Annotated in this window: 25 protein-coding genes; 2 read left to right on the top strand and 23 right to left on the bottom strand. The window is 55.7% G+C overall.

The features are described from left to right. Positions 1-60: 60 nt before the first annotated feature. The 8 genes from fur to HRQ60_RS03890 all read right to left on the bottom strand — a co-directional run bounded on the left by fur (position 61) and on the right by HRQ60_RS03890 (position 9,100). On the bottom strand, positions 61-540 hold the full coding sequence (fur, locus tag HRQ60_RS03925) for a ferric iron uptake transcriptional regulator (RefSeq protein ID WP_281358040.1): 480 nt from the start codon (positions 538-540) through the stop codon (positions 61-63). A gap of 265 nt (positions 541-805) precedes the next feature. Beyond that, the gene (locus HRQ60_RS03920; RefSeq protein ID WP_172194336.1) at positions 806-2,329 is read right to left on the bottom strand and encodes an NAD(P)H-binding protein; all 1,524 of its coding nucleotides are present in this window, start codon (positions 2,327-2,329) and stop codon (positions 806-808) included. Positions 2,330-2,554: 225 nt separating this feature from the next. Continuing rightward, a complete protein-coding gene (locus HRQ60_RS03915) occupies positions 2,555-3,286 on the bottom strand; it encodes a metallophosphoesterase family protein (protein WP_172194335.1) in 732 nt (243 codons plus the stop codon). Between the two features lie 51 nt (positions 3,287-3,337). Continuing rightward, complete coding sequence (locus HRQ60_RS03910) at positions 3,338-3,919, bottom strand: GNAT family N-acetyltransferase (protein ID WP_172194334.1); 582 nt, start codon at positions 3,917-3,919, stop codon at positions 3,338-3,340. Positions 3,920-3,935: 16 nt separating this feature from the next. Continuing rightward, a complete protein-coding gene (locus HRQ60_RS03905; RefSeq protein ID WP_172194333.1) occupies positions 3,936-4,745 on the bottom strand; it encodes a class I SAM-dependent methyltransferase in 810 nt (269 codons plus the stop codon). Positions 4,746-4,826: 81 nt separating this feature from the next. Continuing rightward, positions 4,827-5,510 (bottom strand): HD domain-containing protein, encoded by a 684-nt coding sequence (locus tag HRQ60_RS03900; RefSeq protein WP_172194332.1) that lies wholly within the window; start codon positions 5,508-5,510, stop codon positions 4,827-4,829. Continuing rightward, complete coding sequence (clpB, locus tag HRQ60_RS03895; protein ID WP_172194331.1) at positions 5,507-8,161, bottom strand: ATP-dependent chaperone ClpB; 2,655 nt, start codon at positions 8,159-8,161, stop codon at positions 5,507-5,509. The genes HRQ60_RS03900 and clpB overlap by 4 nt, the downstream gene beginning before the upstream one ends. A 27-nt stretch (positions 8,162-8,188) precedes the next feature. After that, positions 8,189-9,100 carry a DnaJ domain-containing protein gene (locus tag HRQ60_RS03890; RefSeq protein ID WP_172194330.1) on the bottom strand — a complete coding sequence of 304 codons (912 nt, stop codon included), beginning with the start codon at positions 9,098-9,100 and terminating at the stop codon, positions 8,189-8,191. Between the two features lie 356 nt (positions 9,101-9,456). On the opposite strand from HRQ60_RS03890, the gene HRQ60_RS03885 reads away from it, so the two are divergent. Next, positions 9,457-10,494, top strand: a complete 1,038-nt coding sequence (locus HRQ60_RS03885; protein WP_172194329.1) for a hypothetical protein — start codon at positions 9,457-9,459, stop codon at positions 10,492-10,494. A gap of 110 nt (positions 10,495-10,604) precedes the next feature. Here the strand turns inward: HRQ60_RS03885 and HRQ60_RS03880 are convergent, their stop codons facing one another. The 8 genes from HRQ60_RS03880 to HRQ60_RS03845 form a co-directional block, all read right to left on the bottom strand. Continuing rightward, entirely contained in the window at positions 10,605-11,051 is a 447-nt protein-coding gene (locus HRQ60_RS03880) for an Hsp20 family protein (protein WP_172194328.1), read from the bottom strand. Positions 11,052-11,244: 193 nt separating this feature from the next. Beyond that, positions 11,245-11,721 carry a GNAT family N-acetyltransferase gene (locus tag HRQ60_RS03875; RefSeq protein ID WP_172194327.1) on the bottom strand — a complete coding sequence of 159 codons (477 nt, stop codon included), beginning with the start codon at positions 11,719-11,721 and terminating at the stop codon, positions 11,245-11,247. A gap of 92 nt (positions 11,722-11,813) precedes the next feature. Beyond that, the gene (locus tag HRQ60_RS03870) at positions 11,814-12,287 is read right to left on the bottom strand and encodes a GNAT family N-acetyltransferase (protein ID WP_246281105.1); all 474 of its coding nucleotides are present in this window, start codon (positions 12,285-12,287) and stop codon (positions 11,814-11,816) included. A gap of 219 nt (positions 12,288-12,506) precedes the next feature. Then, positions 12,507-12,662 carry a hypothetical protein gene (locus tag HRQ60_RS03865; protein ID WP_172194326.1) on the bottom strand — a complete coding sequence of 52 codons (156 nt, stop codon included), beginning with the start codon at positions 12,660-12,662 and terminating at the stop codon, positions 12,507-12,509. Positions 12,663-12,767: 105 nt separating this feature from the next. Then, positions 12,768-13,547, bottom strand: a complete 780-nt coding sequence (locus HRQ60_RS03860; RefSeq protein WP_172194325.1) for an ATP-binding cassette domain-containing protein — start codon at positions 13,545-13,547, stop codon at positions 12,768-12,770. Between the two features lie 124 nt (positions 13,548-13,671). Continuing rightward, the gene (locus HRQ60_RS03855; RefSeq protein WP_172194324.1) at positions 13,672-14,286 is read right to left on the bottom strand and encodes a histidine phosphatase family protein; all 615 of its coding nucleotides are present in this window, start codon (positions 14,284-14,286) and stop codon (positions 13,672-13,674) included. A 131-nt stretch (positions 14,287-14,417) separates the two neighbouring features. Continuing rightward, a complete protein-coding gene (locus HRQ60_RS03850) occupies positions 14,418-15,035 on the bottom strand; it encodes an NUDIX hydrolase (RefSeq protein ID WP_172194323.1) in 618 nt (205 codons plus the stop codon). 160 nt (positions 15,036-15,195) lie between these two features. Further along, entirely contained in the window at positions 15,196-16,224 is a 1,029-nt protein-coding gene (locus HRQ60_RS03845) for an HD-GYP domain-containing protein (protein ID WP_172194322.1), read from the bottom strand. A gap of 279 nt (positions 16,225-16,503) precedes the next feature. Here HRQ60_RS03845 and HRQ60_RS03840 point away from each other — a divergent pair, with 279 nt between their 5' ends. Further along, entirely contained in the window at positions 16,504-17,223 is a 720-nt protein-coding gene (locus HRQ60_RS03840) for a 3-keto-5-aminohexanoate cleavage protein (protein WP_172194321.1), read from the top strand. Between the two features lie 119 nt (positions 17,224-17,342). On the opposite strand, the gene HRQ60_RS03835 is transcribed toward HRQ60_RS03840, so the two are convergent. The 7 genes from HRQ60_RS03835 to HRQ60_RS03805 all read right to left on the bottom strand — a co-directional run bounded on the left by HRQ60_RS03835 (position 17,343) and on the right by HRQ60_RS03805 (position 23,909). Continuing rightward, positions 17,343-18,245: a manganese catalase family protein gene (locus tag HRQ60_RS03835; RefSeq protein WP_172194320.1), complete on the bottom strand. Its 903-nt coding sequence runs from the start codon at positions 18,243-18,245 to the stop codon at positions 17,343-17,345. 200 nt (positions 18,246-18,445) lie between these two features. Then, on the bottom strand, positions 18,446-20,338 hold the full coding sequence (locus HRQ60_RS03830) for a beta-glucoside-specific PTS transporter subunit IIABC (RefSeq protein ID WP_172194319.1): 1,893 nt from the start codon (positions 20,336-20,338) through the stop codon (positions 18,446-18,448). A 299-nt stretch (positions 20,339-20,637) separates the two neighbouring features. Next, a complete protein-coding gene (licT, locus tag HRQ60_RS03825; protein ID WP_172194318.1) occupies positions 20,638-21,480 on the bottom strand; it encodes a BglG family transcription antiterminator LicT in 843 nt (280 codons plus the stop codon). Between the two features lie 493 nt (positions 21,481-21,973). Beyond that, positions 21,974-22,411: a GNAT family N-acetyltransferase gene (locus tag HRQ60_RS03820; RefSeq protein WP_172194317.1), complete on the bottom strand. Its 438-nt coding sequence runs from the start codon at positions 22,409-22,411 to the stop codon at positions 21,974-21,976. A gap of 90 nt (positions 22,412-22,501) precedes the next feature. Then, complete coding sequence (locus HRQ60_RS03815) at positions 22,502-22,912, bottom strand: hypothetical protein (protein ID WP_172194316.1); 411 nt, start codon at positions 22,910-22,912, stop codon at positions 22,502-22,504. After that, on the bottom strand, positions 22,909-23,373 hold the full coding sequence (locus HRQ60_RS03810) for a ribosomal maturation YjgA family protein (RefSeq protein ID WP_172194315.1): 465 nt from the start codon (positions 23,371-23,373) through the stop codon (positions 22,909-22,911). The genes HRQ60_RS03815 and HRQ60_RS03810 overlap by 4 nt, the downstream gene beginning before the upstream one ends. Further along, a complete protein-coding gene (locus HRQ60_RS03805; RefSeq protein ID WP_172194314.1) occupies positions 23,370-23,909 on the bottom strand; it encodes a histidine phosphatase family protein in 540 nt (179 codons plus the stop codon). The genes HRQ60_RS03810 and HRQ60_RS03805 overlap by 4 nt, the downstream gene beginning before the upstream one ends. Positions 23,910-23,948: the final 39 nt, after the last annotated feature.

The raw sequence follows: 23,948 nt of genomic DNA, 5'->3' as shown, positions 1-23,948 counted from the left end.
ACAAAAAAGAGGCTGCAGCATGCAGCCTCTTCGGGAAAAACACAGATTCGATTCATCTTTTCACGAAGCCGTTTCGCAGTGTTTTCGGCACTCGCCGTGTTTGCAGGACGAGAATGTTCCGATAAAATCAAGCCGGTGATCCGATACATTGAATCCGTATTCGCGCTTGACCCGCTGCTCCAGTTCGATCAACCAGTCGTCTTGAATTTCTTCCACTTCGCCGCAGATCGAGCAGATCATATGATGATGCATATGCTCCCGGTCTTTGCTGCGCAGATCGAAACGGGATACCCCGTCGCCGAAATTCATTTTCTCTACCAGATGAAGTTCGGTCAACAATTCCAGAGTCCGGTATACCGTAGCCAGACCGATCTCGGGGAACCGTTCTTTTACCCGCATATATACATCTTCGGCGCTCATATGGTCACGTTCATGTTCAAGCAGAACGCGCATGGTCGCTTCCCGTTGAACCGTCGATTTATATCCTTTGGCGATCATCTGCTGTTTCATGGATTTAAGTTGTTCTTCTACGCTGATCAAGGGTTTCGAACCTCCTTTAGAACTTCTGGGCTGCTTGTTCGCCGTTTGGGCGGCTGAAGCCGCTGCGTTTAATTAGAATGATTATAATTTAATAATAACGCAAAGCTGTAGAATGCGCAAAGATTTTTATCACACTGCCCAGACAATCTTTTGGACACGCCTGCCGCCGCGGTCTTGGCGAACAAGAAAAGCACCTGCGCGGAAAATCCGGAATCCGGATCCCGTGCAGGCGCTTGTTGGGGTCGATAAGGCTGCAGGCAGCCGTTTAAACTCCCGCCTCCGCAGACGAAGGCGTACCGACGGAACCCCCGGACTTTTTGGAGGTGCTGGATTTGCCGAGCGTACCTTTGCGTTCCAAATGTTTGCGGAACAAGAACATAACAGCCAGATGCAGCTTGGCCTGGGTATACTTGTACAAAAACCACGGCATCGCGGGCATGTAATCGTGAATCGCTACTACGCAGTCGCTGGAACCCGGAATCATGAGGAATTCCAGACGGCCCGTATGGGCGTCTTTGGAATTGGCGAACATTCCGCCCGTGATCCGGTAGACGGCACGGTCTTCCCCGCTTTTGACCGGATCGTAGCTCAGTTCAAGAATCGGCCGGCTGAAAAAGCGGATAAAGACCTGGGTGACGCCTTCTTCGCTTTTATGCACCCGGATCAGCGGGCCCATTGCCCGACCCAGCCATTCCAGATAATACTCGCCGGCCCACTGGGCATCTTTGCCTTCGGGCAGCGTCACCCGCTGAACCGAACGAACGTCGGATTTTTGGGTACGTTCCGCTGCCGATTTGGAGCTGCCGCCGGAAGACTCGCTTTTGTGGGCGGCTTGTTCTTCTTTTTTGCGTTTTTCTTCTTCCAGCGATTCTTTGGCGGCTTCTTTGAACGTTTTCTTGCCGTCGCTGATTCCTTCCACTTTGTTCTCCGGATGGGCGACCATCGGATGGATCAGACTCTCGATCAGCGGATACGTCATTTCGCGCGGCTCGCGGGTGATCAGGGTGACCCACAGTCTGGACAGATTGACCGTCAGCAGGGGCAGATCGATAAAGCGCCGCTTGACGCCCATCACTTCGGCCATCTGCTGCATCATTTCTTTGTAACTCATCACGTCCGGGCCTCCCACGTCGATCGCCCGACCTTTGACTTCTTCGTTGCCGACGCTTTTCTTGAGTGCGTTCAGCACATCGTCCAGCGCAATGGCATGGGTCTGGGTTCGGGTCCAGATCGGAAGGGTCATCACCGGCAGCCGTTCCACCAGTTTGTGCAGAATCGGGAACGACGAACCCTGCGGTCCGACAATCAACCCGGCGCGTACGGTGGTAACGGGTACGCCGGACGATTCAAGAATCCGCTGGACTTCCAGACGGCTTCTTAAGTGGCGCGACAAATTTTCTTCCGGTACGCCGTCAGGCAGAATACCGCTCAGATAAACGATATGGCGGATTCCGTTTTTTCGGGCTGCGCGGGCAAAATGATCGGCCAAGATCGCATCCATGTCTTCGAATTTGCCCTGGGTGAGCTTGGCTGTCGGCATCATCGAGTGAATCAAATAAAAAGCGTAATCCGCCCCATGGAGCGATTCCAGTGCATCGTCCATCGAATAGAAATCGCAGCTTCTCCATTCCACATGTTCTTCGTCCTCATGCGAGCTTCCGTGACGGGAAAGGGCGATTACGTCGTAGTCTTCTTTCAATTTTTGCATCAAATTATGTCCGATATATCCGCTGGCCCCGGTCAAAATGACCTTTGGACGTTCTTGTTTGATTGCTGTCGTTTCTTCCATGTGAGCACCTTCTTCGTCTGGGATTTTCCGGGAATGACTTTGAACGCTCCTTAAGGCCGAACAAAAAAAGGAAGCGTGCGTTCGGCCGCCGTTGCTGTTCATTACCCGCTGGACGAAAAAAGAACCCGCCATAAGCACTTTCCGTACGGGCGCGAAGATTCGCATCCGTACAGGCGCTCATAAGCAGGCCACAAAAAGAAATTTATGATTCAAACCGTACCGCGTTTAATCCGGCAAACCGCGATAGCGGGCCGTTCGAAGTTCCCTCACGTAAGGAGCGAGCTCGGGCATTCCCGACTCTTCCGCCTGGCGGACCGCCTGTTCGATATCGTAGGGAATCCGCGCAAAAGTCAGATCGAACCGCGTCTTCTTCCGCTCGCCCAGGTCGCCTTCCAAGATCACATACGAGGCCTGGGTCGTATCGAGCGGATTGCCTACGCTGCCCGCATTGAACAGCAGACGGCCGTCCATATGCTGCATATAGGCGTTGTGGATGTCTCCGTAACCCGCAATGTCCGCCGCGGCCGGTTCGACGCTGAGGTCCGAAGCTTCGAACAAACTCAGCTTCTCCCGGTAATCGTCCCACGGCTGCACCCGTTCGAACACGCTGCGCGGAGAAGCATGGAACAAACGCACATACCGGCCGCTTAAGCGAAACTCGATCGAAAAAGGCAGCGCCCGCAAATAGTCGAGCCGTTCTTCGCCGAGAAGACGCTGGTGCCACAGCAGCGTCTCGGAATCTGTCGGCTGCGGCAGAAACTGATCCCAGTTCCCCCGGATCGTATGGCGGGAACGCCGGCGGATCAAATCCACGACAAGATCGGAGCTAGGCCCTTTGCCGACCAGATCCCCCAGGCAGTAAATCTCTTCGATCCCTCGGCTGTCGATATCGTCCAACACCGCTTCCAGAGCCGGAAGATTGCCGTGAAGATCCGAGAGAATGGCTATTTTGGTCATCGATAATCCTCCGTTCCTTTCTGTTTTTCGCTGCTCTATACAGTCGGCCGATTAAAAATCGACACCGCGAATTTTTGCAAATACCTTGTCATTGACAAGCGTTCCGTCTTCTTCTCTCCGCCAGCTGCGCAGAACGCCTTCAAGAGCAAAACCCGCGCGGACGGCAACCGCCGCGCTTCGCACATTGCGGTCGTCGCAGCGGATCTCGACCCGGTTCGCTCCCAGTTCATCGGCGGCAAAGCGGGTCAGACCGTGAACCGCTTCGGTCACCAGTCCCCGCCCCGCGCAGGAGGTACGCACCCAATAACCGATCTCGAAGCGGCGCGCTTCCCAATCGAAGCGGTGCAGACCGCTTGCGCCGAGAATCCGCCCCGTTTCCCGATCCGTCATCAGCATCATCAAATCGGTCCGGCCGAGAAACTCCAGACGTTTTTGCCGCATCAGCTTTTCCGTGGCCTCCGGTTCGGGCAGTATGCGGGCGAACGGCATAAACGGAGCCAGCTCTTGTTGGCTTTCCCGAATGGCCGCATTCAATTCCGCTCCGTCACCGGGGCGCGTCGCCCGAACGATCAGCCGTTCGGTTTCGAACTGTTCGGGAAATTCCAGCATAATCGGATCCACGTTCAAACTCATTGTTATTTCACTCTCCTTACTGAATCCTGCGTACCACCAGATGCAGATGTTCGGTAGCATCGCGATACTGCGGCGCTTCACACGTCTCGGAGGCCGCCCGGACCAGATTGTCGTAGGCTTCCCTATCTTCCGTGCAGAGGCGAATCAATTCCCCAGCCATCCCCGCCAGAAACCCTTCCGCTCCGGCGTACGTCACCAGCTTCAACCCGGCTTCTTCCACTTCGAGCCGCGCTTTCGACGGTGTCGTCAAGTAACATTCGGTAAAGCCCCGTTCGGCATCCAAAACTTGTTCATCCAAATACGCGTGCAGATCGTCGAGGTCGCGAAATGTTTCGCTAAATTCCGACACTCCGGCTTTCAGACAGCCCCACGAATTGAGATAGGACAAAACGGCTGTACCTCCCGGCTTCAGAATGCGCGCCGTCTGGCGCAGCACTTCGATCCGTTCGCCGCGGTCGGTCAAATGATACAAGGGCCCCATGACAAGTGCCGCATCGAATATCCCGCTGCCAAGCACACGAAGATTGACCGCATTTTCGCATAGATAGTCGTCCGCTACTAGTCCGGCTTCGTCGATTCTGGTGCGGGCGATCTCCAGTTCCTTTTCCGACAATTCCAACAGCGTAACGCCGTATCCCCTTTTAAGGAGCTCGATTGCATACCGTCCCGGACCCGATCCGATATCGCATATCTTACCTTTCTCCGGGAAGTATCTATCGATCAATCGAAGCGTACTGGCCAGCTCCAATGTTCTGTAGGGATCGTTCAATCGGTTCCATTCCTTCTCCGCATGTTCGTTATAATACCTTTTAACAATTTCACTCATCTGCTGCGCCTCCATTCGTTTAATTGCCCGGTAAATATTTCTCAGGCTAAAGGAAAGGGGAGCGCCTTGCGATAATCAAAATCACATTCCGTCGCTGCCGTTCCATTCGCGGTCGAACCGCTCCAGGAACTCTTCCATAAAGGCGTGGCGGCTGTCCGCAATCCGCCGGCCCGAGTCCGTATTGAGCAGACCTTTCAGCTTCAGCAGTTTTTCGTGAAAATGATTGATCGCCGTATCGTTGCCGCTGCGGTATTCTTCGGGGGTCATCTCCTGACGCACCGGAATTTCCGGATCGTACATCGGCCGGCCCTTCTTGCCGGAATAGACGAAGGTCCGGGCGATCCCGATCGCTCCGATCGCATCAAGCCGGTCCGCGTCCTGGACGACCCGGCCTTCGAGTGTGGACATCGGATGACCGGACCCTCCTTTGAACGACAAGGTCCCGATGATGTCCATCACATGTGCGTTATCCTCGGAGGACACGCCCTGTTCCCTCATCCATTCCTGCGTTCGCTTCAGACCCGCTGCCGGATCGTCGACCAGTTTCTCGTCCGCCAAATCGTGCAGCAGCGCGGTCAGCTCGCAGATGAACGGATCTGCCCCTTCTTCGGCCGCGATCCGCTTCGCAAGTTCCGTCACGCGGTAGATATGCCACCAGTCGTGTCCGCTGCCTTCGTGTTCGTGTTCCTGACGGGCCAGAGCGGCCGCCGCGCGCAGCACGGCTTCCTGCTGCCTGTCTGGTTCTATCCTGCCTGTTTCTGTCATCTCGTACGCTCCTTCGTTTCATCGATCGGCGGTACGCCATCCGGTTCTCCCGATACGATCCGCACCTCAAGCCTACCGTTCTCTTCATCCACAAGCAGACGGTCGCCGTCCTGGGCTTCGCCGGCAATCAGCGCCCGGGCTACCCGCGTCTCGAGCGAACGCTGGATATACCTCTTGAGCGGACGCGCCCCGTAGACCGGATCGAACCCTTCCCGGGCAATCAGCTGCGCGGCACGTTCGGACAGTTCAAGTTCGATCCGGCGCCCCGACAAGCGGCCTTGGAGTTCTTCGGCCAGCTTGAATACGATTTGGCCGATTTCTTTCAAGCCGAGAGGGTCGAACAGGACCACTTCGTCGATCCGGTTGAGAAATTCGGGCCGAAAATGCAGCCGCAGTTCATGCATGACGCGCTCCTGCACTTTTTCGTCTACCGCAGAGGTGTCCGTTTCGTCGAAATCGGGATTCCGGGTCAAATACGCCGAACCGATATTGGAGGTAAGAATCACAATCGTATTTCTGAAATCGACTTTTCGGCCGCGCGAGTCTGTCAGCCGCCCGTCATCAAGCAGCTGCAGCAAAAGGTGAAAGACGTCGGGATGCGCTTTCTCCGCTTCGTCGAGCAGAATCACGGAATACGGCTGCCTCCGCACCGCTTCCGTCAATTGGCCGCCTTCTTCGTACCCGATATAACCGGGCGGGGCGCCGATCAGACGCGAAACGCTGTGTTTCTCCATGTATTCCGACATATCGAGCCGGATCAGATTGTCTTCTTGGTCGAACAGTTCCGCGGATAGTGCTTTGGCGAGTTCGGTCTTGCCGACACCGGTCGGGCCGAGGAACAAGAACGATCCGATCGGGCGATTCGGATCTTTGATACCGGCTCTCGCGCGCAGTACCGCATCGGCGACCCGTCCGATCGCTTCATCTTGGCCGACGACGCGGCGGCGCAGCGTGTCTTCGAGCCGAAGCAGCTTCTGGCGCTCGCCTTCGACCAAGCGGCTGACCGGAATGCCGGTCCATTTGGAGACAATATCCGAAATTTCCGTTTCCGTGACCGCTTCCCGCAGCATTCTGTCTTCTCCGCCCCGCTGCACTTCTTCTTCCGCATGCTTCAGTTCGCGCTCCAATCCGGGAATGATACCGTAGCTGAGTTCGGCCGATTTTTCCAGATCGTAGGCTTCCTGCGCCGTTTCGAGATCTTTGCGCGCCTGCTCCAGTTCACGCTGATATTCCCGCACACGCTCGATCGATGCTTTTTCCCGTTCCCAGCGCTCTTTCATGCCAAGATACTTTTCCTTGAGATCGGCCAGTTCGAGCTGAAGCTGATCCAGACGCCGCAGACTGGCGGGGTCACTCTCTTTGCGCAGCGCCGCTTCTTCAATCTCCAGCTGCATCGTACGGCGTGCCGCTTCGTCCATCTCGCTCGGCATGGAATCGATCTCGGTACGGATCATGGCACAGGCTTCATCCACGAGATCGATCGCTTTGTCGGGCAGAAACCGATCGGAGATATAGCGGTCGGACAGTACACCGGCCGCTACCAGAGCGCTGTCGCGGATATGGACGCCGTGGTGGACTTCGAAGCGCTCCCGCAGTCCCCGAAGAATCGAGATCGTATCTTCCACGCCCGGTTCGCCGACCCGGACCTGCTGGAATCTGCGCTCGAGTGCCGGATCCTGCTCGATATGCTGTCGGTATTCGTCAAGCGTCGTCGCTCCGATACAGTGCAGCTCGCCCCGGGCCAGCATCGGCTTCAGCATATTCCCCGCATCCATCGACCCTTCGGCTCTGCCCGCTCCGACGATCGTGTGCAGTTCATCGATAAACAGAAGAATCCGGCCCGAAGCCTGCTTGATTTCCCGCAGTACCGCCTGGAGCCGTTCTTCGAATTCGCCCCGGTATTTCGCGCCGGCGACCAGAGCGCTCATATCGAGCGCAAAAATCGTTTTGCCCCGGAGGCCTTCCGGTACATCCCGCCGTACCATGCGGTGCGCCAGCCCTTCAACGATCGCCGTCTTGCCGACGCCGGGCTCGCCGATCAGCACCGGATTGTTTTTCGTTTTGCGCGACAGAATCCGAATGATCCGGCGAATCTCCGCATCGCGGCCGATAACCGGGTCGATCCGCCCCGCACGCACTTCCGCCACGAGATCCCGGCCGTATTTCTCCAGCGCTTCATAGGTCCCTTCCGGTTCGCGGTCCGTAATGCGCTGGCTGCCGCGGATCTCCTTGAGTACGCCGAGCAGGCGTTCGCGAGTCACGCCTTGGGCGCGCAGCAGCTCGCCCGCGCCTCCGCGTTTATCGTGTTCAAAAGCGAGCAGCACATGCTCGACTGCCGTAAACTCGTCGTGCATCTGCTTCGCTTCCCGACCGGCCTGATTCAGCACGGCCAGCAGATGGGGCGAAAAATACGGCTGCACGCCGCCTTCGACCCGGGCTTTGCGGCGCAGCAGCTTGTCGACCGTACGCGCCACTTCATCTTCCGCCACGTTCAGACGCTCCAGCAGTCTCGGCAGCAGGCCTCCCTGCTGCTGCAGCAGCGCTTGAAGCAGATGGGGCGTATCGATCTCCTGGTGTCTATACGAAACCGCAAGCGACTGCGCGGCCAGAATGGCGTCTTCCAGTTTTTGCGTCAAACGCTCAGCATCCATCGTCGTTGTTCCCTCGTTTCTTTCCGGTTATCGGGATTTGCGTCTGCCGAGCTCCGGCCGGAAATTCGACAGGCTCTCCAGGCGGCGGTAGAGCTCTTCTTCCGCTTCGCCCGGATCGGGAACCGTAATTTCGATTTCGACAAACAAATCCCCATAAGTTCCGTTCGCTTTTTTTAATCCCCGGCGAGGTATCCGCAGTCTGTTCCCTGCGGCCGAACCCCGCGGAAGGTTCAGATTGACCATGGCCCCGTCCGGCAGCCCGATCCGGGCCTGTCCTCCGAGAGCAGCCTGCCAGGGCGCAATCCGCAGTACGGCGACCAGATCCTCTTCTTCCAGGCTGTAGAGCAGATGATCGGCGATCTTCAGAACGATATGCAGTTCTTCGCCGGCCGCAAGTCCGTTGCTTCCGCTCCCTGTCATACGGATCGTACTGCCGCTGCGGGAACGTTCCGGCAGCTTCAGCCCGATCGTCTTGCCTCCGAGTACAATCCGGACCGTCTCGCCCCGGTATGCCTGTTCGAGCGTAACTTCAAGCGTGGATTGACCGGGAGAACGGGGAGCGGAACCCGCCATTCTGCTCCCGAATCCGCCGACTCGTTCATTGAAAAACATGTCGAAAATATCTTCCTGCTGCAGGTCGTTCACCCAATCGAAGCCCGAACCGCCGAAGCCGGTGCCCGCGGAACCGTAATCGGCCCCCGTTCCCCGATACCCTCCGCCGGAAGGACGAAGTCTCGAAGCGTCGTATTCGCGGCGCTTCTCTTCGCTGCCCAGCACTTCATAGGCGGCGGCGATCTCTTTGAACCGGCGTTCGGCCCCGTCCGTTTTGTTTACGTCCGGATGCCACTGTTTGGCCAGTTTTTGATACGCTTTCTTGATTTCCGGCTGGGAGGCATTTGCTTCGACTCCGAGTACGTCGTAATGGTTTTTGTCCGGCATAGCCTTCCTCTCCTTATGGGCCGGGCTGTACGCCCTCTTTTTGATAGTTTACCCGATCTCTTTCATTTTATATGAGGCGGCGGGCTTACGCACCTTTTTCGCTCCGGTTTTCGGAGAAGGCTTTTTCGGAAGCCGTAGGCGCATCTTTTTCTGTCGAAATTTTTCGAAATTCCGCGGAAATCTCGGTCTTAGTTCGCCCGAATCAGTAAATCCGCACCAAACTTACGAACAAAGCAGCGAATTATCGGAATTTTCCGGGATTCCTCCCAAAAAAGCGTTTCGTTTTCGGAGAGAGGTTTAATTAAATGAGGAACAAAATTTGCACGTTGACATCAGGACATAAGGAGGAGTTCTTTTTGAATAGACCCAGAATTCCGGGGAAGTGGATGGCGGCGACGCTGGCTGTCGGTGTAACTTTCGGCAGCGGATGGAGCATTCCCGTCTTCGGACCGATCGCGCCAATCGCTTCCGCCGAGCAGGCCGCAGCCATCGCGAATTGGAACAGCGCGGAACGAGCAGCGCTGATCAAGCGGCTCGCCATGTGCGACAAAGCGGCCGACGACTTTTACAGCGATCCCGGCAATGCCCGCTATCTGGCCGTAAAAGCCGCCTCGGACAAAGCACGCGCTTTACTGCTCGATCCCAATACTTCTTCCTCCAAACTTAATGCAGCTTATCACACCCTCGATTCCGCGCTTGCCGCTTACATTGAAGACTACATCCGCGATGCCTCCATTCTAGAACGACAAACTTTCCAGACTGCAAGAATGCTTAACGATTCGATCGGGACCGCGCCGGGCACTTATCCGCAGGAAGCGGCCGATACCATGATGGCGATCATTGCCGAAGCGCAGGCGGCGGCTTACGATCCGAATACCACGGTTCCTCAGCTTCGCGAACAGTATCTGAAATATATCGAAGGCACGGCTGTACTTCGCGATTCCATGAACCTGGACCGCTCGCAGCGGCTCGGCCAGTTGAATCAACAGCGTCAGACGATTGCGGAAATCTCGGCCAATCTGCCGAACACGGCGGATTACTCCAAGTTATTGAGCGCTTTCCATGCCCAGGCGAACGGACTTGAAGCCCTGCTTGCCGATAACTCGGGACTGCTCCCGATTGAATGCGCCGCACTCTGCGTCCAGAATGCCTACACGGCATTGACCGAAGGCCTGCAGCTCGCGGGCGAATTGGACCAGGCGTCCAAACTGCTCGATTCTCCGAAAGGCATCCGTTCCGGTCAGTATCCGAGCTCGGCTTTTGGCGAACTGCGCAAGGCGATCAACAAGTCGGCTTCGGTACTGACGAAGGCGTCCCCCCCGGAACAACTGAACGCTTCGCGCGCCGCATTGGCCGAAGCCGTGCTGAAATTCCGGTCGACACTGCGTCCCTAAAAAGGAACGGTTCAAAAAAGACACCGGAAAATCCGGTGTCTTTGTTTGGGTTCGCAGCCTGCCGCGCAAACCCCGGCAAACCGCTGTTCAAGCGCAGCCGCTTGCGCGGGTCAATCTTCCCCTTCGATCAAAATCCGCTTGCCGAAGGTGTTTTCTTTTTTGGGAATGTCCAGTTTGAGCACGCCTTCCTTAAGAGAAGCACGGATGCCTTCGCGGTCCGCATCTTCCATATAAAAGCGCCGGACGAATTCGCCGTAACGCCGTTCGCTTCGAACGACGCGGCGCTCCTGCTCTTCTTCCTGCCGGTCTTCATGCCGAACGGCACGAATGGTCAGATAAGGAGCGGTATAATCGATATCGATATCTTCTTTTCGGAAACCCGGGAGCTCCGCCTCAAGCAGATAACGGCCGTTGTCTTCATGGATATCGGTACGGAACGATAGAACCCGTTCGCGGAACGGAGCGGCAAAATCTTCACCGAACGTATCTCCGAACGTCTTTGCCAGCTGACTGAACATTTCTTCCGCATTTCTGCCAAAAGGGCCTTGTTCAAACATCTTCCATTCTCCTCTCGAAATCGGACTGCCGACGAGCGCTTCATGCGAAGTTTGTTTGACCTTTATTGACCTTACAGCTTCATTATAAAAGGATCCCGGCGCGCTGACAAAGTTCCCCTGGGGCTTTTTTAGGCGAATAAACGGCTTTATACGCATTCATCCGGCTCAATGAGCATTTTCCTGTCGTTTTTGATCATTTTTGATCTTTTAGCGGTTTGGCAAAGCCGGTCGAGCTGCTCGAATAGCCGCAGTGGCGATAAAAAAGATGGGCGGCCTGCCGTTCCGCCCGGTTTCCGCTGTTCAGACAGATATAGGCCGCGTTCAAGCCGCGCGCCCATTCTTCACCCGCCTCCAGCAGACGGCGCCCGATTCCTGTTCCCCGTTCTTCTTCCGAAACGATAAGCGCCATGACTCTGACCTCGCAGGCGCAGTGGAGCAGAGGTCGTTCAAGATGCAGGGCGATCATGCCGACCAACTGCCCTTCCCTTTCCGCGACTTGAACCGAGTAGTCCTCGTTTGCGCGCAGGGCTTCCAGCCGCTTCGCAACTTCACTAGGTTCTGCCGGATATCCCAACTGTCCCAACAGTTCGCTTGCCTGCCGTGAATCGCCTACGTGTTCCGGTCGGATCACCGCTTCCGCAATTGGTCCTGCGAATTCTTTTTTCCTCATGATATCCTCTCCTTTTCGCCTTTAAGACTAGACGAAAAAAAGACGCGCGGATATAACCGCGCGCTCGAATATTGCGGACATCCGCGGCCGTTCTACAACTTCAGTTCCATCGGCACGGAGCAGGCGGAATATCCGTTCTTCGTATAAAATTCTTCGCCGCGGCCGCTCGGCCAGACCATGATAAAATCGTGGTCCAGTTCGCGCGCCCACTGCTCGACTACCTGGGCCAGTCGGCTTCCGATGCCGAGACCGCGATGCTGCGGACGGGTGTATACATTGGTCATGTAAATAAACGGTTTGGTCGTCCGTCCGGGCCGTGGAACTTTCCGCACCATTTCCAAATACACATGCCCCACAATTTCTTCGCCGTACTCCGCAAGCCAGACTACCCAGTGTTCGGAACCGATCGCTTCTTCCAAAAACTCGTGCATCTCATCCGTATAATCCCGCTGCTGCTCGTCGGTAATAGTCAGTTCCGGATGATTTTCTATCGTCGAATCGTAACGCATCTCGGCCAACTGCCCGATATCGTCGGTTCTGGCTGTGCGCATAATCAGCTCGCTCATCCTATCGGCTCCCGTCTGCTGTAAATTCCTCGTTTATTTATCGTTCTATTGTTGACGCTATTCATTCTACTGGAATTCCGTTTATTGGGCAAACCGGAATGGAGTGGAGTTTTGCCGCGCAAGCAGAAACGGACACCGGTTAAACCGGTGTCCGTTCGCGGGGAAATCAGCCCCTGATCTTATAAACGCTCCACGCAAAGAAAACAAAGACGTTAGGTTTTACTGGTCCTTATCGTCCGGAGACTGCGACTTCGATTTGCCTGCCCAATCATCCGCCTGCGTCTCGACATTCGCTCCTTTTTCTTTGCGGGTCTGTTCCATCAACGTATCTTCGCCGGCGCTTTTCTGATTTGGATCTTCGTTTGGGTTGCTCATGTTGTTCCTCCTCAAAAGGTATGATATCGTTCGACAACGTATCATTACCCGCTGGGCGAAGAAACAAACAGGTCGACGATCCGGCAGGTTCATGCGGCGGCCTGTTCAGCGTACGGACAGCCAGGCGCGGCCGCCCCGCCATTCGACGCCGACCGGCATCTCGAAGAATTCGCTCAACTTTTCTTCGCTTAGCACTTCTTCCGAGCGTCCCTGGGCGAACAGGCGCCCTCTGCGGATCAGCAGCGAATAGGAGAAGAGCGGCGAAATTTCTTCCGTGTGATGCGTGACCAGGAGCAGCGTGGGCGCATCGGGCCTTGAAGCCAACCGGTCAATACTCTGCATCAGTGCTTCCCGCGAGATAAAATCGAGTCCGTTGCTGGCTTCGTCCAGGATCAGCAGCCGGGGCGACGCCATCAATGCCCTCGCGATCAACAGCTTCTGCTTCTCTCCCTGCGAACAGGTCTGATACGTGCGTCCGAGCAGATGGGCACAGCCCAGATCCCGCATCAGCTGTTCGGCTTTTTCCCGATCGCGGTTTTCGATACCGGCATACAGCCCGATCGAAGCATGGCGTCCGCTGATGACGATGTCGAGCGTCTGCTCGTTGGGCCTGATCTTCTCCTGAAGCGAAGAACTGACCCAACCGATCGACTTGCGCAGTTCACGCAGATCGATCGTACCGAATTTGTGTCCCAACACGGAGATTTCGCCGGTCGTCGGCCACATATACCCATTGATCATATTCAAAATACTGGTCTTGCCCGAGCCGTTCAGTCCGAGGATCGCCCAATGCTGGCCTTGTTCGACGGTCCATTCGATCCCGTGCAGAATTTCTTGTTCGCCGCGTCTCCAGGAGACATTTTTCAGTTCGATTACCGACGTCACATTCTTTCCTCCTTTAACGCATCGCTCTCTTTTTATCGTAGCGCAAGCGGGAAAAAGTTGCAAAGCCCCTCGAACCCCACGGCAAAAAACCGCCCAAAGGCGGTGCAGCCCCGGGCGGGAATATTCAGCTTCGCAGATGCTCCTGTGCATTCGTAAATACGATCCGTTTGCGGGAACGGTCGATTCGCCACAGATGGATCCCCGTATCTCCGGTTGCCAGCGATATTTCGGTCTGGAACGGCAGATTGAGCAGACTGTGGAACAGCATATTGATCATTCCGCCATGCGAAACGATACAGATCCGGTGCAGGTCGGACTTGTTCCTGTGCCTAAACAGCAGTTCCGACAAAAAGGCTTCCGCCCGCGCGCGAAATTGAATCTCCGATTCCGCTTCGGCGAGCGTATCGTAAGGCTGCCTGCCGGATGCGGGAAGCGGATAAAGGCGCTGCGCTTCTTCCCGCTTGAGCCCCGCCAACAAGCCGTTATTCCATTCCATCAGCTTCTCGTCGTAAGCGACCGTCAGTTTGCATTCCTGAGCAATGGCTTCCGCTGTACGCGCAGCGCGCTTCAGCGGGCTGGCCATAATCTCGTGGGGACGGTACCGTTTGGCGATCCAGGCTGCCGCAAGTCCCGCCTGGCGTTCGCCGAGCGGAGTCAGCTCAAAGTCCGCACGCCCTTCGTGCCGGTCTTCCAGATCCGCCTGCGACTCCCCGTGCCGCACGACCAACAATTCTATCATTGCCATTCATCCCCCATACCTCTTGTAATGAATTTCCAGCTCTTTTTATTGTCGGCTTTTTTACCGGTTCAATCAATCGGTATATTCTATCATGAATTTTTCATATATTGAATTTTAAATATAGGAAGCGTTTAGTCGATCCAGGCTGGAAGGTCCGGCGTTCTCCCAAAATCGAACATTCGGCGTACCTGCTTCTCCGTATTGCGTTCGACCGACAGCGGAGGCAGTTCATTTTCGCCAAAAAATCCGACTTCGCTGGTCTCCAGACTCGCCGCCGCTTCCCCGCCCACAATATCGCAGCGGAAAAACATTTTGTATACGTGAAAAGGCGAGACCGGATGATCGTGGAATTTTTTATCGAGTACAGCCAGCAGCCGGCCCGCTTCCGCTTCGTATCCCGTCTCTTCACGGATTTCTTTAACGACATTCTCTTTGGCCGACAGTCCGATATCCGCCCAGCCGCCCGGCAGCGACCATGCCCCGTCCAATCGTTCGCGTACCAGCAGAATCCGTTCGCCTCGAAAAACCACTCCCCGAACGTCGACTTTCGGCGTCGCATAACCGGTATCGCCCGCAAACAAATCGCGCAGCCGCTCCGTGCCCACTCCCGTATGTTCATGGACGATTTCCAGACTCAGCGTACGCAGCATTTCGAACCGTTCCAGATCGTAAACATCCCGGGAATATTCCAATCCGGCCTGGCTGATCGCTTGAATTTTTTTGGCCCATTCCAGCCACTTCGGCTCCATCGCCCGTCCTCCTCGCTCCAGCTTTTTTGCTCGTCAATCTATTGAGCCCGCTGTAACAAGTTCGGGGAAAAACCCTCGATTCCTGCCGGCCGCCGTATCCGGATGACCCGATGCATACAAAAAGGCCTTTCTGGGAAATCCCAAAAAAGCCCCGCTTTCGTCAAATAAAGACTTCGTCGACAATCAGATTGCGCTCGCGCGACAGGTCATGAAATTGATCGCCTACCCGTACCAGCGGTTTGAAAATATCCGACGGATTGTTAAGAATGATCGTCCCCGTCTCGCCGCTGTTCAACCGTACATTTTTGCCGATCAGGTTCGACATCAGATGCTGGACAAGCGCCTGGACCGGCTTTTCATTCAGCTTGCCGAATCCCATTTCGTTGATTTCGCGCAGAATATCGAGCAGGGGGCGTTTCGGTTCGCCTTTTTTGCCTTCCGACAATCTCAGGTAAGTATCGGCAACCGCCACAATCTGCGAATACGGATGAATATCCGCTTTGGTCAATCCCTGCGGATAACCCGAACCGTCTTCCCGCTCGTGATGCTGCCAGGCCACAAGCGACGTCGTTTCGTCATCCATCGAATTGCGGATCACGTCGTAGCCGAGCTTCGCGTGTTTGCGCAGCTCCTGCATGTCGTACTCCGTCAAATAATCCGTCCGGTTGCGGATCGTCGGCGAAATCTTGCTCTTGCCGATATCGTGCAGATAACCGGCTTTGCTGATCGCGTAACATTCTTCTTTGGAATAACCGAGCCAGGTTGCCATGTAATACGACAGCATGCCGACCTGCATCGAATGGTTGTACAAACTGACGTCCTCGCGCTCGAGCACAAGCAGCAGCGACACCACATCGCGATGTTCGTCCACGGTCCGAAGCAGCGGTTCAAGCTGCAAATCGACCGTGGTTTCGTTGAATTTGCCGCTGGTGAGCGCTTCAAGGAAAATGGACTGATATCCGCGAATCGCAAGTTCAATATGACTTTGCATCGCGGCGCTGAGAATGCCCGGAGCCGTCTCCGAATGGTGCGGTTCGATCTCGACGTAATCGATCTTGTGGCGGTTCAGCAGATCCGTTTCTTCGGTCTTGATGACCGTCCCTCGCGGAAGGACGTGCAGTCCCGCCGGGTTAAACGCGTCTTCCTTCAGCATATCGCCGTGTTGAAGATCCGTTACATGGATTCGCAATGGACAACCTCCCTGGATGTATGTAAATGACTTCTTTTATAAAAGGTATCGGATACAAAGTTTTTTTTATTAGAAAGCAAGCGTTAAAGACGACTTTAGTCGGGCAAAAAAACGGATAAATAAGGCCTAGCACCTACTCGCTTATGAATGTTACTGTAAATAAATGTTTATGATTAACGTTTATATCTTGTGGGCTGTCTCTTAAAAAAAACCAGTAATCTTCCGATAACTGGAATATACTAGAATTTGCCCCTATATCCCTCCGAAGGAGAATGCCGTATGCTTCAAGCCTGCCTGAACGGCTCGCGCAGCCGAAACGATCACCCGGCCGTTCCCTGCACACCGGAAGAAATCGCGCTGGATGCCGAAAAAACGGTTCGTGCCGGCGCGGCCGAGCTCCATATTCATATCCGTGACACCAAGGGCTTCGAGACCCTGGAAGCGGCCGATGTGACCCGGACGCTGCTGACCGTGCGCGAACGCGTGGGCGGGATTCCGATCGGGATCTCTACCGCCGCTTTTATCCTCCCCGACAGCGGTGCAAGGATGAAGTTGATGTGGTCCTGGACAACCCTTCCCGACTACGTCTCCGTGAATATCCGCGAACCGGATTCCGAATGGATTGCCGTAGCGGCGCTTTCTCTTGGGATCGGCGTAGAGGCGGGTCTGTGTTCGGAATCCGATGCGGAACGCTTCGTAGCCATGCCGGGCTGCGAATCCTGTATGCGGGTACTGATCGGCATTCACCGGCCCGACCCGGGCAAAGAAACCGCGGTGGTCCGGCAGATTCGCAGAGTGCTGAAACGGGCGGGCTGTACCCTTCCGATCCTGCTCCACGGCTCCGAAACGACCATGTGGCCCATGTACATAGAAGCGATGCTTCAGGGATTCGACGGACGGATCGGTCTTGAAGACGGCAGCATGCTGTTATCGGGTCTGAACGCACGCGACAATGAAGAACTGGTATTTACGGCCAAGCTGATCGAAGGCCGCTTCTGAATGCCCTTCTACCCGAAGGCGGGTCTCGGCAGCGAGCCGCCGGGCGGCTTCATCGAAAAAGCCTCCACCGCCCATAAAAGGGCTGCGGAGGCTTTGGGCTGGAGAACCGGGTCTCGACGTTACTCGTTGATATTGCCGGCTTGTTTGAGACGCTTGGCGATCTCTTTGAATTCGGCGGCGGAAATGCCCGGTGCGAATTCTTCGTCGATCGGCGGCGCCTCGGGAATCGGTACGCCTTTGGGCACGCCGGCGATCACTTCAAGCGGCGACCCGTCTTCCGGGTGCGTGCCTTTCCAGATCTGGTCGATCGTGGTGAAGTCGTTATCGCTCCAGGTGTACAGCTTGGTGTGTACGCCTTTTTCTTCGTATTTGCGCGCTTCGTTGAACTTGCGGTTGTCCAGCGAAGGAATCGGGATCAGTTTGGTCACGTTGACGCCGGTTGCCACTTCAAGCGCTTTGGCATAAGCGACAACATGGACGCCTCCGCGTACCAGCAGGAATCCGACTACGGCTCTGGCCGCCGGATGATCGGTCATTTCGTATACTTTCATCTTGTGGGTACGCGCTCCGCACTCCAGGAAGAAGTTGTGCAGCAGGTCTTCGACCAGATTGCCGCTGTTGAACACGTTCGCGCCGGTCCACGGGTTGCCCATGGAATCGATCGGCATGCCGCCCTGTGCGCCCGCGAGGAACGGATAAGAGAGTCTGGCGTCCTTCACGGCGTCCAGAGGGCTCTTGTCGGGATCTCCCGGCGAAGTGGAGCCCTGCAGAATCTTGCCGATCCCGTGCGTCACCAGTTCGACGTGACCCAGCTCTTCGGCGGTGATGCTCATCACCAGATCATAGAACGGTCTGAGCTTCGATTTGGAGCGGAAGTTAAACGATTGGAACAGATAATTGTTCAGGGTGGACATCTCGCCGAATTTGCCGCCCAGCAGTTCCTGTACGGCTGCGGCTGCATTCGGATCGGGCTTTTCGACATCCGGAATCTCGATCATAATCTCTTCCATACGTTTGAACATGTAAGGCTTCCTCCCAGATGTAGACGAAATATACTGCTATGCAGTATTACACGACTGGGGTTTTTTCAAACGGAAGATGCCTGATTTCGACAAAACAAAAAGCCCCGAAGCCTTTTTTTGAAGGCTTCGGGGCTTTGTTTGGCTAGGCGGACAACGCGGTCATCTGTACAAAAGTGAATTCACTCAAGTGTCGGGACCGCTCAGACGACCGTCGTCAGCAGATAATCGCCGTTCTTGACGGAAGCATCCGTCGTCTTGAGAACATCCAGATAATCGGCGGAATTCGTCACGATGACCGGAGTCGCCGTGATATAGCCTGCCGCTTTGATCTGTTCCAGATCGAATTCGAGCAGCAGCTGGCCGGCTTCCACCCGGTCGCCTTCTTTTACTTTTTTATCGAAAAATTGGCCTTTGAGACGCACCGTGTTGACGCCCACATGAATCAGCAGCTGCGCGCCGCCGTCCGTCGTGATCCCGATTGCGTGTCCGGTCGGGAATACGGTCGTAACCGTGCCGGCAGCCGGTGAAGTCAGGCGGCCCCAGGTCGGATCGACCACGATGCCCTGCCCCATCGCACCCGACGAGAAAGCCGGATCCGGCAGACTGTCCAAGGCTTGAACGGTACCTTCCAGCGGGCTGACGATGATTTCTTTCTGGAGCAGGCTGACGCTCGAAGCCGAGACCGCTTCTTCCGGCCGGGCCGAAACCCGCTGTCCGTCGGTAGTGACGGCCGAAGCTTTGGCAGCTTCCGCGGCCGGTTCTTTGAACAGGAACAGGTTCAGCAGCGCGGCCAGAACGAAGGCGACGGCGATACCGATTACCGTGGTCGCAAAGCCCGTTCCGACATACGCCGGAATAGCGAGTACGCTTGGCAGAGCGAACGAGATCGCGCGTCCGCCGCCCGCTCCGATAATAGCTGCGCCGATCGCGCCGGAGATACAGGCCAGAATAAACGGTTTTTTATATTTCAGCGTAATGCCGTAGATGCCCGGTTCGGTAATGCCGAAGATACCGGCAAGCGTCGCCGAACCCGAGAGGGCTTTGAGGTCGCGGTTTTTCGCTTTGAGGAAGATCCCGAACAGCGCGCCGGCTTGAGCCAAGACCGGAGCAGCCAGCATCGGCAGCATCGTATCGTAACCGATCGTACCCAGATTGCTGAGCATGATCGGCACGAAGCCCCAGTGTACGCCGAAGATCACGAAGACCTGCCAGAGACCGCCGGCGATCAGACCCGCAACGATCGGACTGAGATTATACAACCAGGTGTAGCCGCTGGCCAGTCCTTCGCTGATGATGTTGCCAACCGGGCCGAAGGCCAGGAAGGTCAGCGGCACCACGACGAGCAGTGTGCACATCGGAACCAGAATGTTCTTGACCGACTGATGGATAAACGACGAGAAGAACTTCTCCACGTACGACTGGATCCAGACCGCCAGAATGATCGGGATAACCGACGTGGTGTACGTGACGAGCACGATCGGAATCCCCAGGAAGTTGAGGTCTCCCTGCGCGGCGGCGATCGACGGATAGACGAGCGCGCCCGCGATCGCGACAGAGACGAACATATTCGTCTTGAAGCGGCGCGAAGACGTGATCGCCAGGAAGATCGGCAGGAACGTGAATACGCTGTCCGATGCGGCGTTGAGGATTAGGTACGTACCGGATTCCGGCGTGATCCACTCGAGGACGAGGAACAGGGCCACAAGGCCTTTGAGTACCCCGGCTCCGGCCAGTGCGCCGAGCAGCGGCGAGAAGATACTGGAGATCATATCGACCGCGCGGTTCAGCAGACTGCCTTTTTCCTCGGTCGATTCGCTGCTGTCCGTACTTTCGGCGTCTTTGAGATTGCTTTGCTCCATCATGCTTTTGAACACTTCCGGGACATTATTGCCAATGACTACCTGGAATTGTCCGCCGCTCTCGACGAACGTTACGACGCCCGGCGTTTGGCTCAATCCTTCTTTGTCCGCTTTGGACGTATCTTTCAATTTGAACCGCAGACGCGTTGCACAATGAAAAACGGAACTGACATTGCTTTCCCCGCCTATGCCTTCGATGACTTTTTTGGCAATTTCTTGATCTTTTGCGTTCATGGTTAAGCCTCCCTGCTGAATGTACGTGCTGGATTGGATCAGGCCGAGCCCGGAGTTGTGCGCTTTACTGAAGGCAAAAACGGCGCCGGCTGCCGGTTTCATCTCCGTAAAACGCAGAAAAACCTGAACTCGTGACGGAAGCGGACATGGGCGCCAAAAAAATAGCCGCTCCAATCTGTCCGTTCTCTCACCAGTTCAGGTTTTGCCTGCATGACCAGTTACACCCTGTATCCGATAGAAAATCTGCGTATGAAGTTGTCGACGCGCGAACGGTCCGGAAAAGGCTGCACCGAGCAGCCTTACTCGTCGCCGCGCGTCGTGATGCGTTGAATATGAATCGTGAGATAGACGTATTCGTCTTTGCTCAGCGACTGATGATACGTATTCTGCAGGTAATCGTCGATCTTCTTGGCGCATTCGAACGCTTTGGCGTAGCTGAGGCGCACCTGCTCGTAGAGGAAATCTTCTCCGCTCTCCTGCACTTCCTTGCGCAGCAGCCGCATCGAGAAATACTGCAGATGCGTCACAAAACGCGAATAGCTCAGCGAAGACTCGTCAAGCACGATGCCGTAATGATAAGTGACGATATTCAAGATATGATGCACAATCTCCGTCATCTCCATCGTCAGGCGCATCTCCGCCCCGTCGGTACGGGCATTGACGATATGCAGGGCGATAAAGCCCGCTTCGTCTTCCGGGAGCCGCACGCCGACCTGCTCTTCGATCATCTGAAGCGCATCTTGTCCGATCCCGTATTCTTTTTTGTAAAAGCGCTTGATCTCGAACAGCATCGCGTTTTTGAAATCGATGCCTTTGGTGTGGCGTTCGATCGCGTACGAGATATGGTCGGTCAGAGACAGGTAAATATTATCGTTCAATTCTTCGCCGAGTACGCGGCCCGCATGTTCGACGATCGATTTGACCGTCTCCAGATGCGCGACGGGGATCTCGTTGAGCAGCTCGGTCAGCCGTGCCGTCAGTTCATTCGTATTCAGCATAAAAATCTTGTCGATCTTGTGCTCGTCCACTTCGTCGCCAATGACTTTGTTAAAAGAAATGCCCCGCCCCATGACGATCACTTCTTTCCCTTTGGCGTTGCAGGTCAGCAGCACGTTATTGTTCAATACTTTTTCGATAATCATCGTTTTCACTCCCGACTGCAATCGCACATTTTCGACCGCTTCGCTCGCTCATCCCCGCTGTCCGCCTATAAAAAAAGCCTAAGTTAATGCAAATATCATCAAGTCGGCAGAGCTCTCTCCGAGTTAATAACATTTGAGTTAACTTAGGCATTGCCCGCGTTACCGGTCACAATCCTGTTGTCTGAATCATTGTAGCATAGGATATAAAGCGATTACAAGATGTTACTTACTTTTTCTCAAAAAAAGAAGCCGGACTGAAAGTCCGGTCAACGTGTCGAGAAAGTCTAATCCTGAATGAAGCGAGGAGGCGAAGGGAGAAAATCAGTGTAGGAACGATAGTGTTCGCCTTTGAAAGCGGGGAAATTCCGCTAAATTTCAATCCTTTTCCCCGATTTCAACACGCGACCGGAACGAATTTCTCCCGCAGCCGACAAGCTTCTACAACGAATAGGACTTTCTAGACAACCTGGCCGGACTGAAAGTCCGGTCAAGTTCAAAGCGTCAGTCTGCGGCGGAATCCTCTTACGTCTTCGGTATACCCCAACGCTTCATAGAAAGCGTGGGCTTCGGTCCGGAAGCCGCTCGAGACAAGCAGCGCATAGGCGCAGCGGCACTCGCGCGCGATCCGCTCCAGCTCTTCCATCAGCAGCTTTCCGACTTTTTTGCCGCGAAACGCATCCGATACGATGACATTTTCCACCACCATAAACGGACGGCAGTCTCCGATCAGGTCAAGGCAGACGACGCCCATTACGCTTCCGGCCAGCCGCTCATCTTCAAATGCGCCGAGCAGGCGGTAATTCGGATCGGCGGCAAGCTTGGCGAACGTCTCTCGCATCCGCTGCGGCGACGACGGTTCTTCGACCAATTGTTCGTACAGTACGGCAAGCTGGGGCAGATCGGTTTCCTGCAAAGTGCGAATATGGATCATGGCTTGGGCAGTTCCTCCTTGAATCGGGTATTTATTTTCTCGAAAATCAGGCTTGCTTCCAGGGGATCTGCCGCGCTGCGGACCGATCGTTCAGGAACGGACTTCCTTCATGGTCGGAATCTCTTCGTTATCGCCGGCCGGGCGATCTCCAGCCGTCACAAGCGGCCGGGGGCCCGGAGCGGGGATGGATGCGGGCGCTTTGGCCTCGAAACGGACGGGCGCGACCGCAGAATCCCGCCGCGCTTCCGGACGGAAGTATTCGACGGCCAAAATCACGATGCCCGAAGCAAACATCAGCATCCCGATCGCGAACGGCAGTCCCAGCGCCATACTCTGCTTCAGATCCGCTTCGTACGGGCTGCCGCCGAAGATGGCGTACCACAACCGGGTGCCTTCCCAGGAAGACATATTCGGCACGAACAGTGCGGCAGCCACAAAGATGCAGCCGACAATCCATGTTCCCGCAAGCGTAAGCACGCAGCCGATTAACGTTTTTTTCATCGGGATTCCTCCTTATGGATATTTTCGGATTCTTTCCGGTCGGGAAGACGAAGCACGATCAGATCGGCGGCCCAAGCAGCTGCGATTCCCGCCGTATAGCGCACCAGATCGACCGTCAGGAAGCCTCGGCCCAGCACCAGTGCGCTAAGCGTCGTAGAGCGCAGTCCTGCGATCCACTCCGCCTGGTACAGCTGGCTGAATTCGATGCCGAAACTGAATAGGATCGCATAAAGCGCGCACCTAAGCGGACGGTGATTCGGAAATACGATCCGAAACAGCAGATAGACTAGAGCGGCCCACAGGGCATCGCCCGCATGCCGCGCCAGAAATTCCGGCAGTGCGGACGCATAAGCTCGGGAAGCCAGTCCCAGCAGGGCCGCTGCGGCGGCTGCCGCTAGATACAGGGAGCGTTTGTACAGATAGAGACGCCGGCGGTGCCGGCGCTTGCGCACGTTTCTCATCGGGCGCGGTCCGGGCTCTCGTATTCCACGATCTCGCCCTGCTCGATATCGCTCCGCCCGACCAGGGTCCCGAATAACGTCCCGTGCCCGACCACGATGACTTTTGAATATTGCGAATAGCGTTCGAGCACACCCTCCAAACGTTCCAGCAGTCGATCCCGGCTTTCCCATAATCTCGTCTCACCGGCCGGGTAGATCCCGCCGCAGCGATTGTAATCGTCGCGGAGTTCCCGCATGCGCTCCTCGGTATCGTATTCGAACGTCAGATCGGGCTGCCATTCCCGCAGATCGTATTCGACCTGCAGCGCAAGGTCGAGCTTCCTCGACAAGATCGCGGCGGTCTGCATCGCACGCGTATAGGGCGAGCTCAGAATCAGCTCGGCTGCGCGCAGCCGGGCATCTGCCGAGGCTTCGACGATCTGCTTCACGCCTTTGTCTGTCAGCGGTACGAGATCGCGCCCGTTCCCTTTGAGGTTAAGCGGTTTGTACGTATGCCAGTCCGGCTCTCCATGCCGGATCAAATAAAAAGTCGTCAACGTCCTCTCACCTTTCCTTTCTACGGCGTCGTCTGCGGC

This window comes from Saccharibacillus qingshengii (genome assembly GCF_013185195.1).
GTDB lineage: Bacteria > Bacillota > Bacilli > Paenibacillales > Paenibacillaceae > Saccharibacillus > Saccharibacillus qingshengii.
Note: the sequence above shows the minus strand (reverse complement) of the source record. Positions and strands in the feature narration are given on the sequence as shown.

What these genes read in the sequence shown, in the direction of transcription:
- HRQ60_RS03920 (WP_172194336.1), bottom strand. Translation starts at nt 2,329, where the DNA reads ATGGAAGAAACGACAGCAATCAAACAAGAACGTCCAAAGGTCATTTTG.
- HRQ60_RS03915 (WP_172194335.1), bottom strand. Translation starts at nt 3,286, where the DNA reads ATGACCAAAATAGCCATTCTCTCGGATCTTCACGGCAATCTTCCGGCT.
- HRQ60_RS03910 (WP_172194334.1), bottom strand. Translation starts at nt 3,919, where the DNA reads ATGAGTTTGAACGTGGATCCGATTATGCTGGAATTTCCCGAACAGTTC.
- HRQ60_RS03905 (WP_172194333.1), bottom strand. Translation starts at nt 4,745, where the DNA reads ATGAGTGAAATTGTTAAAAGGTATTATAACGAACATGCGGAGAAGGAA.
- HRQ60_RS03900 (WP_172194332.1), bottom strand. Translation starts at nt 5,510, where the DNA reads ATGACAGAAACAGGCAGGATAGAACCAGACAGGCAGCAGGAAGCCGTG.
- clpB (WP_172194331.1), bottom strand. Translation starts at nt 8,161, where the DNA reads ATGGATGCTGAGCGTTTGACGCAAAAACTGGAAGACGCCATTCTGGCC.
- HRQ60_RS03890 (WP_172194330.1), bottom strand. Translation starts at nt 9,100, where the DNA reads ATGCCGGACAAAAACCATTACGACGTACTCGGAGTCGAAGCAAATGCC.
- HRQ60_RS03880 (WP_172194328.1), bottom strand. Translation starts at nt 11,051, where the DNA reads ATGTTTGAACAAGGCCCTTTTGGCAGAAATGCGGAAGAAATGTTCAGT.
- HRQ60_RS03875 (WP_172194327.1), bottom strand. Translation starts at nt 11,721, where the DNA reads ATGAGGAAAAAAGAATTCGCAGGACCAATTGCGGAAGCGGTGATCCGA.
- HRQ60_RS03870 (WP_246281105.1), bottom strand. Translation starts at nt 12,287, where the DNA reads ATGAGCGAGCTGATTATGCGCACAGCCAGAACCGACGATATCGGGCAG.
- HRQ60_RS03865 (WP_172194326.1), bottom strand. Translation starts at nt 12,662, where the DNA reads ATGAGCAACCCAAACGAAGATCCAAATCAGAAAAGCGCCGGCGAAGAT.
- HRQ60_RS03855 (WP_172194324.1), bottom strand. Translation starts at nt 14,286, where the DNA reads ATGATAGAATTGTTGGTCGTGCGGCACGGGGAGTCGCAGGCGGATCTG.
- HRQ60_RS03850 (WP_172194323.1), bottom strand. Translation starts at nt 15,035, where the DNA reads ATGGAGCCGAAGTGGCTGGAATGGGCCAAAAAAATTCAAGCGATCAGC.
- HRQ60_RS03840 (WP_172194321.1), top strand. Translation starts at nt 16,504, where the DNA reads ATGCTTCAAGCCTGCCTGAACGGCTCGCGCAGCCGAAACGATCACCCG.
- HRQ60_RS03835 (WP_172194320.1), bottom strand. Translation starts at nt 18,245, where the DNA reads ATGTTCAAACGTATGGAAGAGATTATGATCGAGATTCCGGATGTCGAA.
- HRQ60_RS03830 (WP_172194319.1), bottom strand. Translation starts at nt 20,338, where the DNA reads ATGAACGCAAAAGATCAAGAAATTGCCAAAAAAGTCATCGAAGGCATA.
- licT (WP_172194318.1), bottom strand. Translation starts at nt 21,480, where the DNA reads ATGATTATCGAAAAAGTATTGAACAATAACGTGCTGCTGACCTGCAAC.
- HRQ60_RS03820 (WP_172194317.1), bottom strand. Translation starts at nt 22,411, where the DNA reads ATGATCCATATTCGCACTTTGCAGGAAACCGATCTGCCCCAGCTTGCC.
- HRQ60_RS03815 (WP_172194316.1), bottom strand. Translation starts at nt 22,912, where the DNA reads ATGAAAAAAACGTTAATCGGCTGCGTGCTTACGCTTGCGGGAACATGG.
- HRQ60_RS03810 (WP_172194315.1), bottom strand. Translation starts at nt 23,373, where the DNA reads ATGAGAAACGTGCGCAAGCGCCGGCACCGCCGGCGTCTCTATCTGTAC.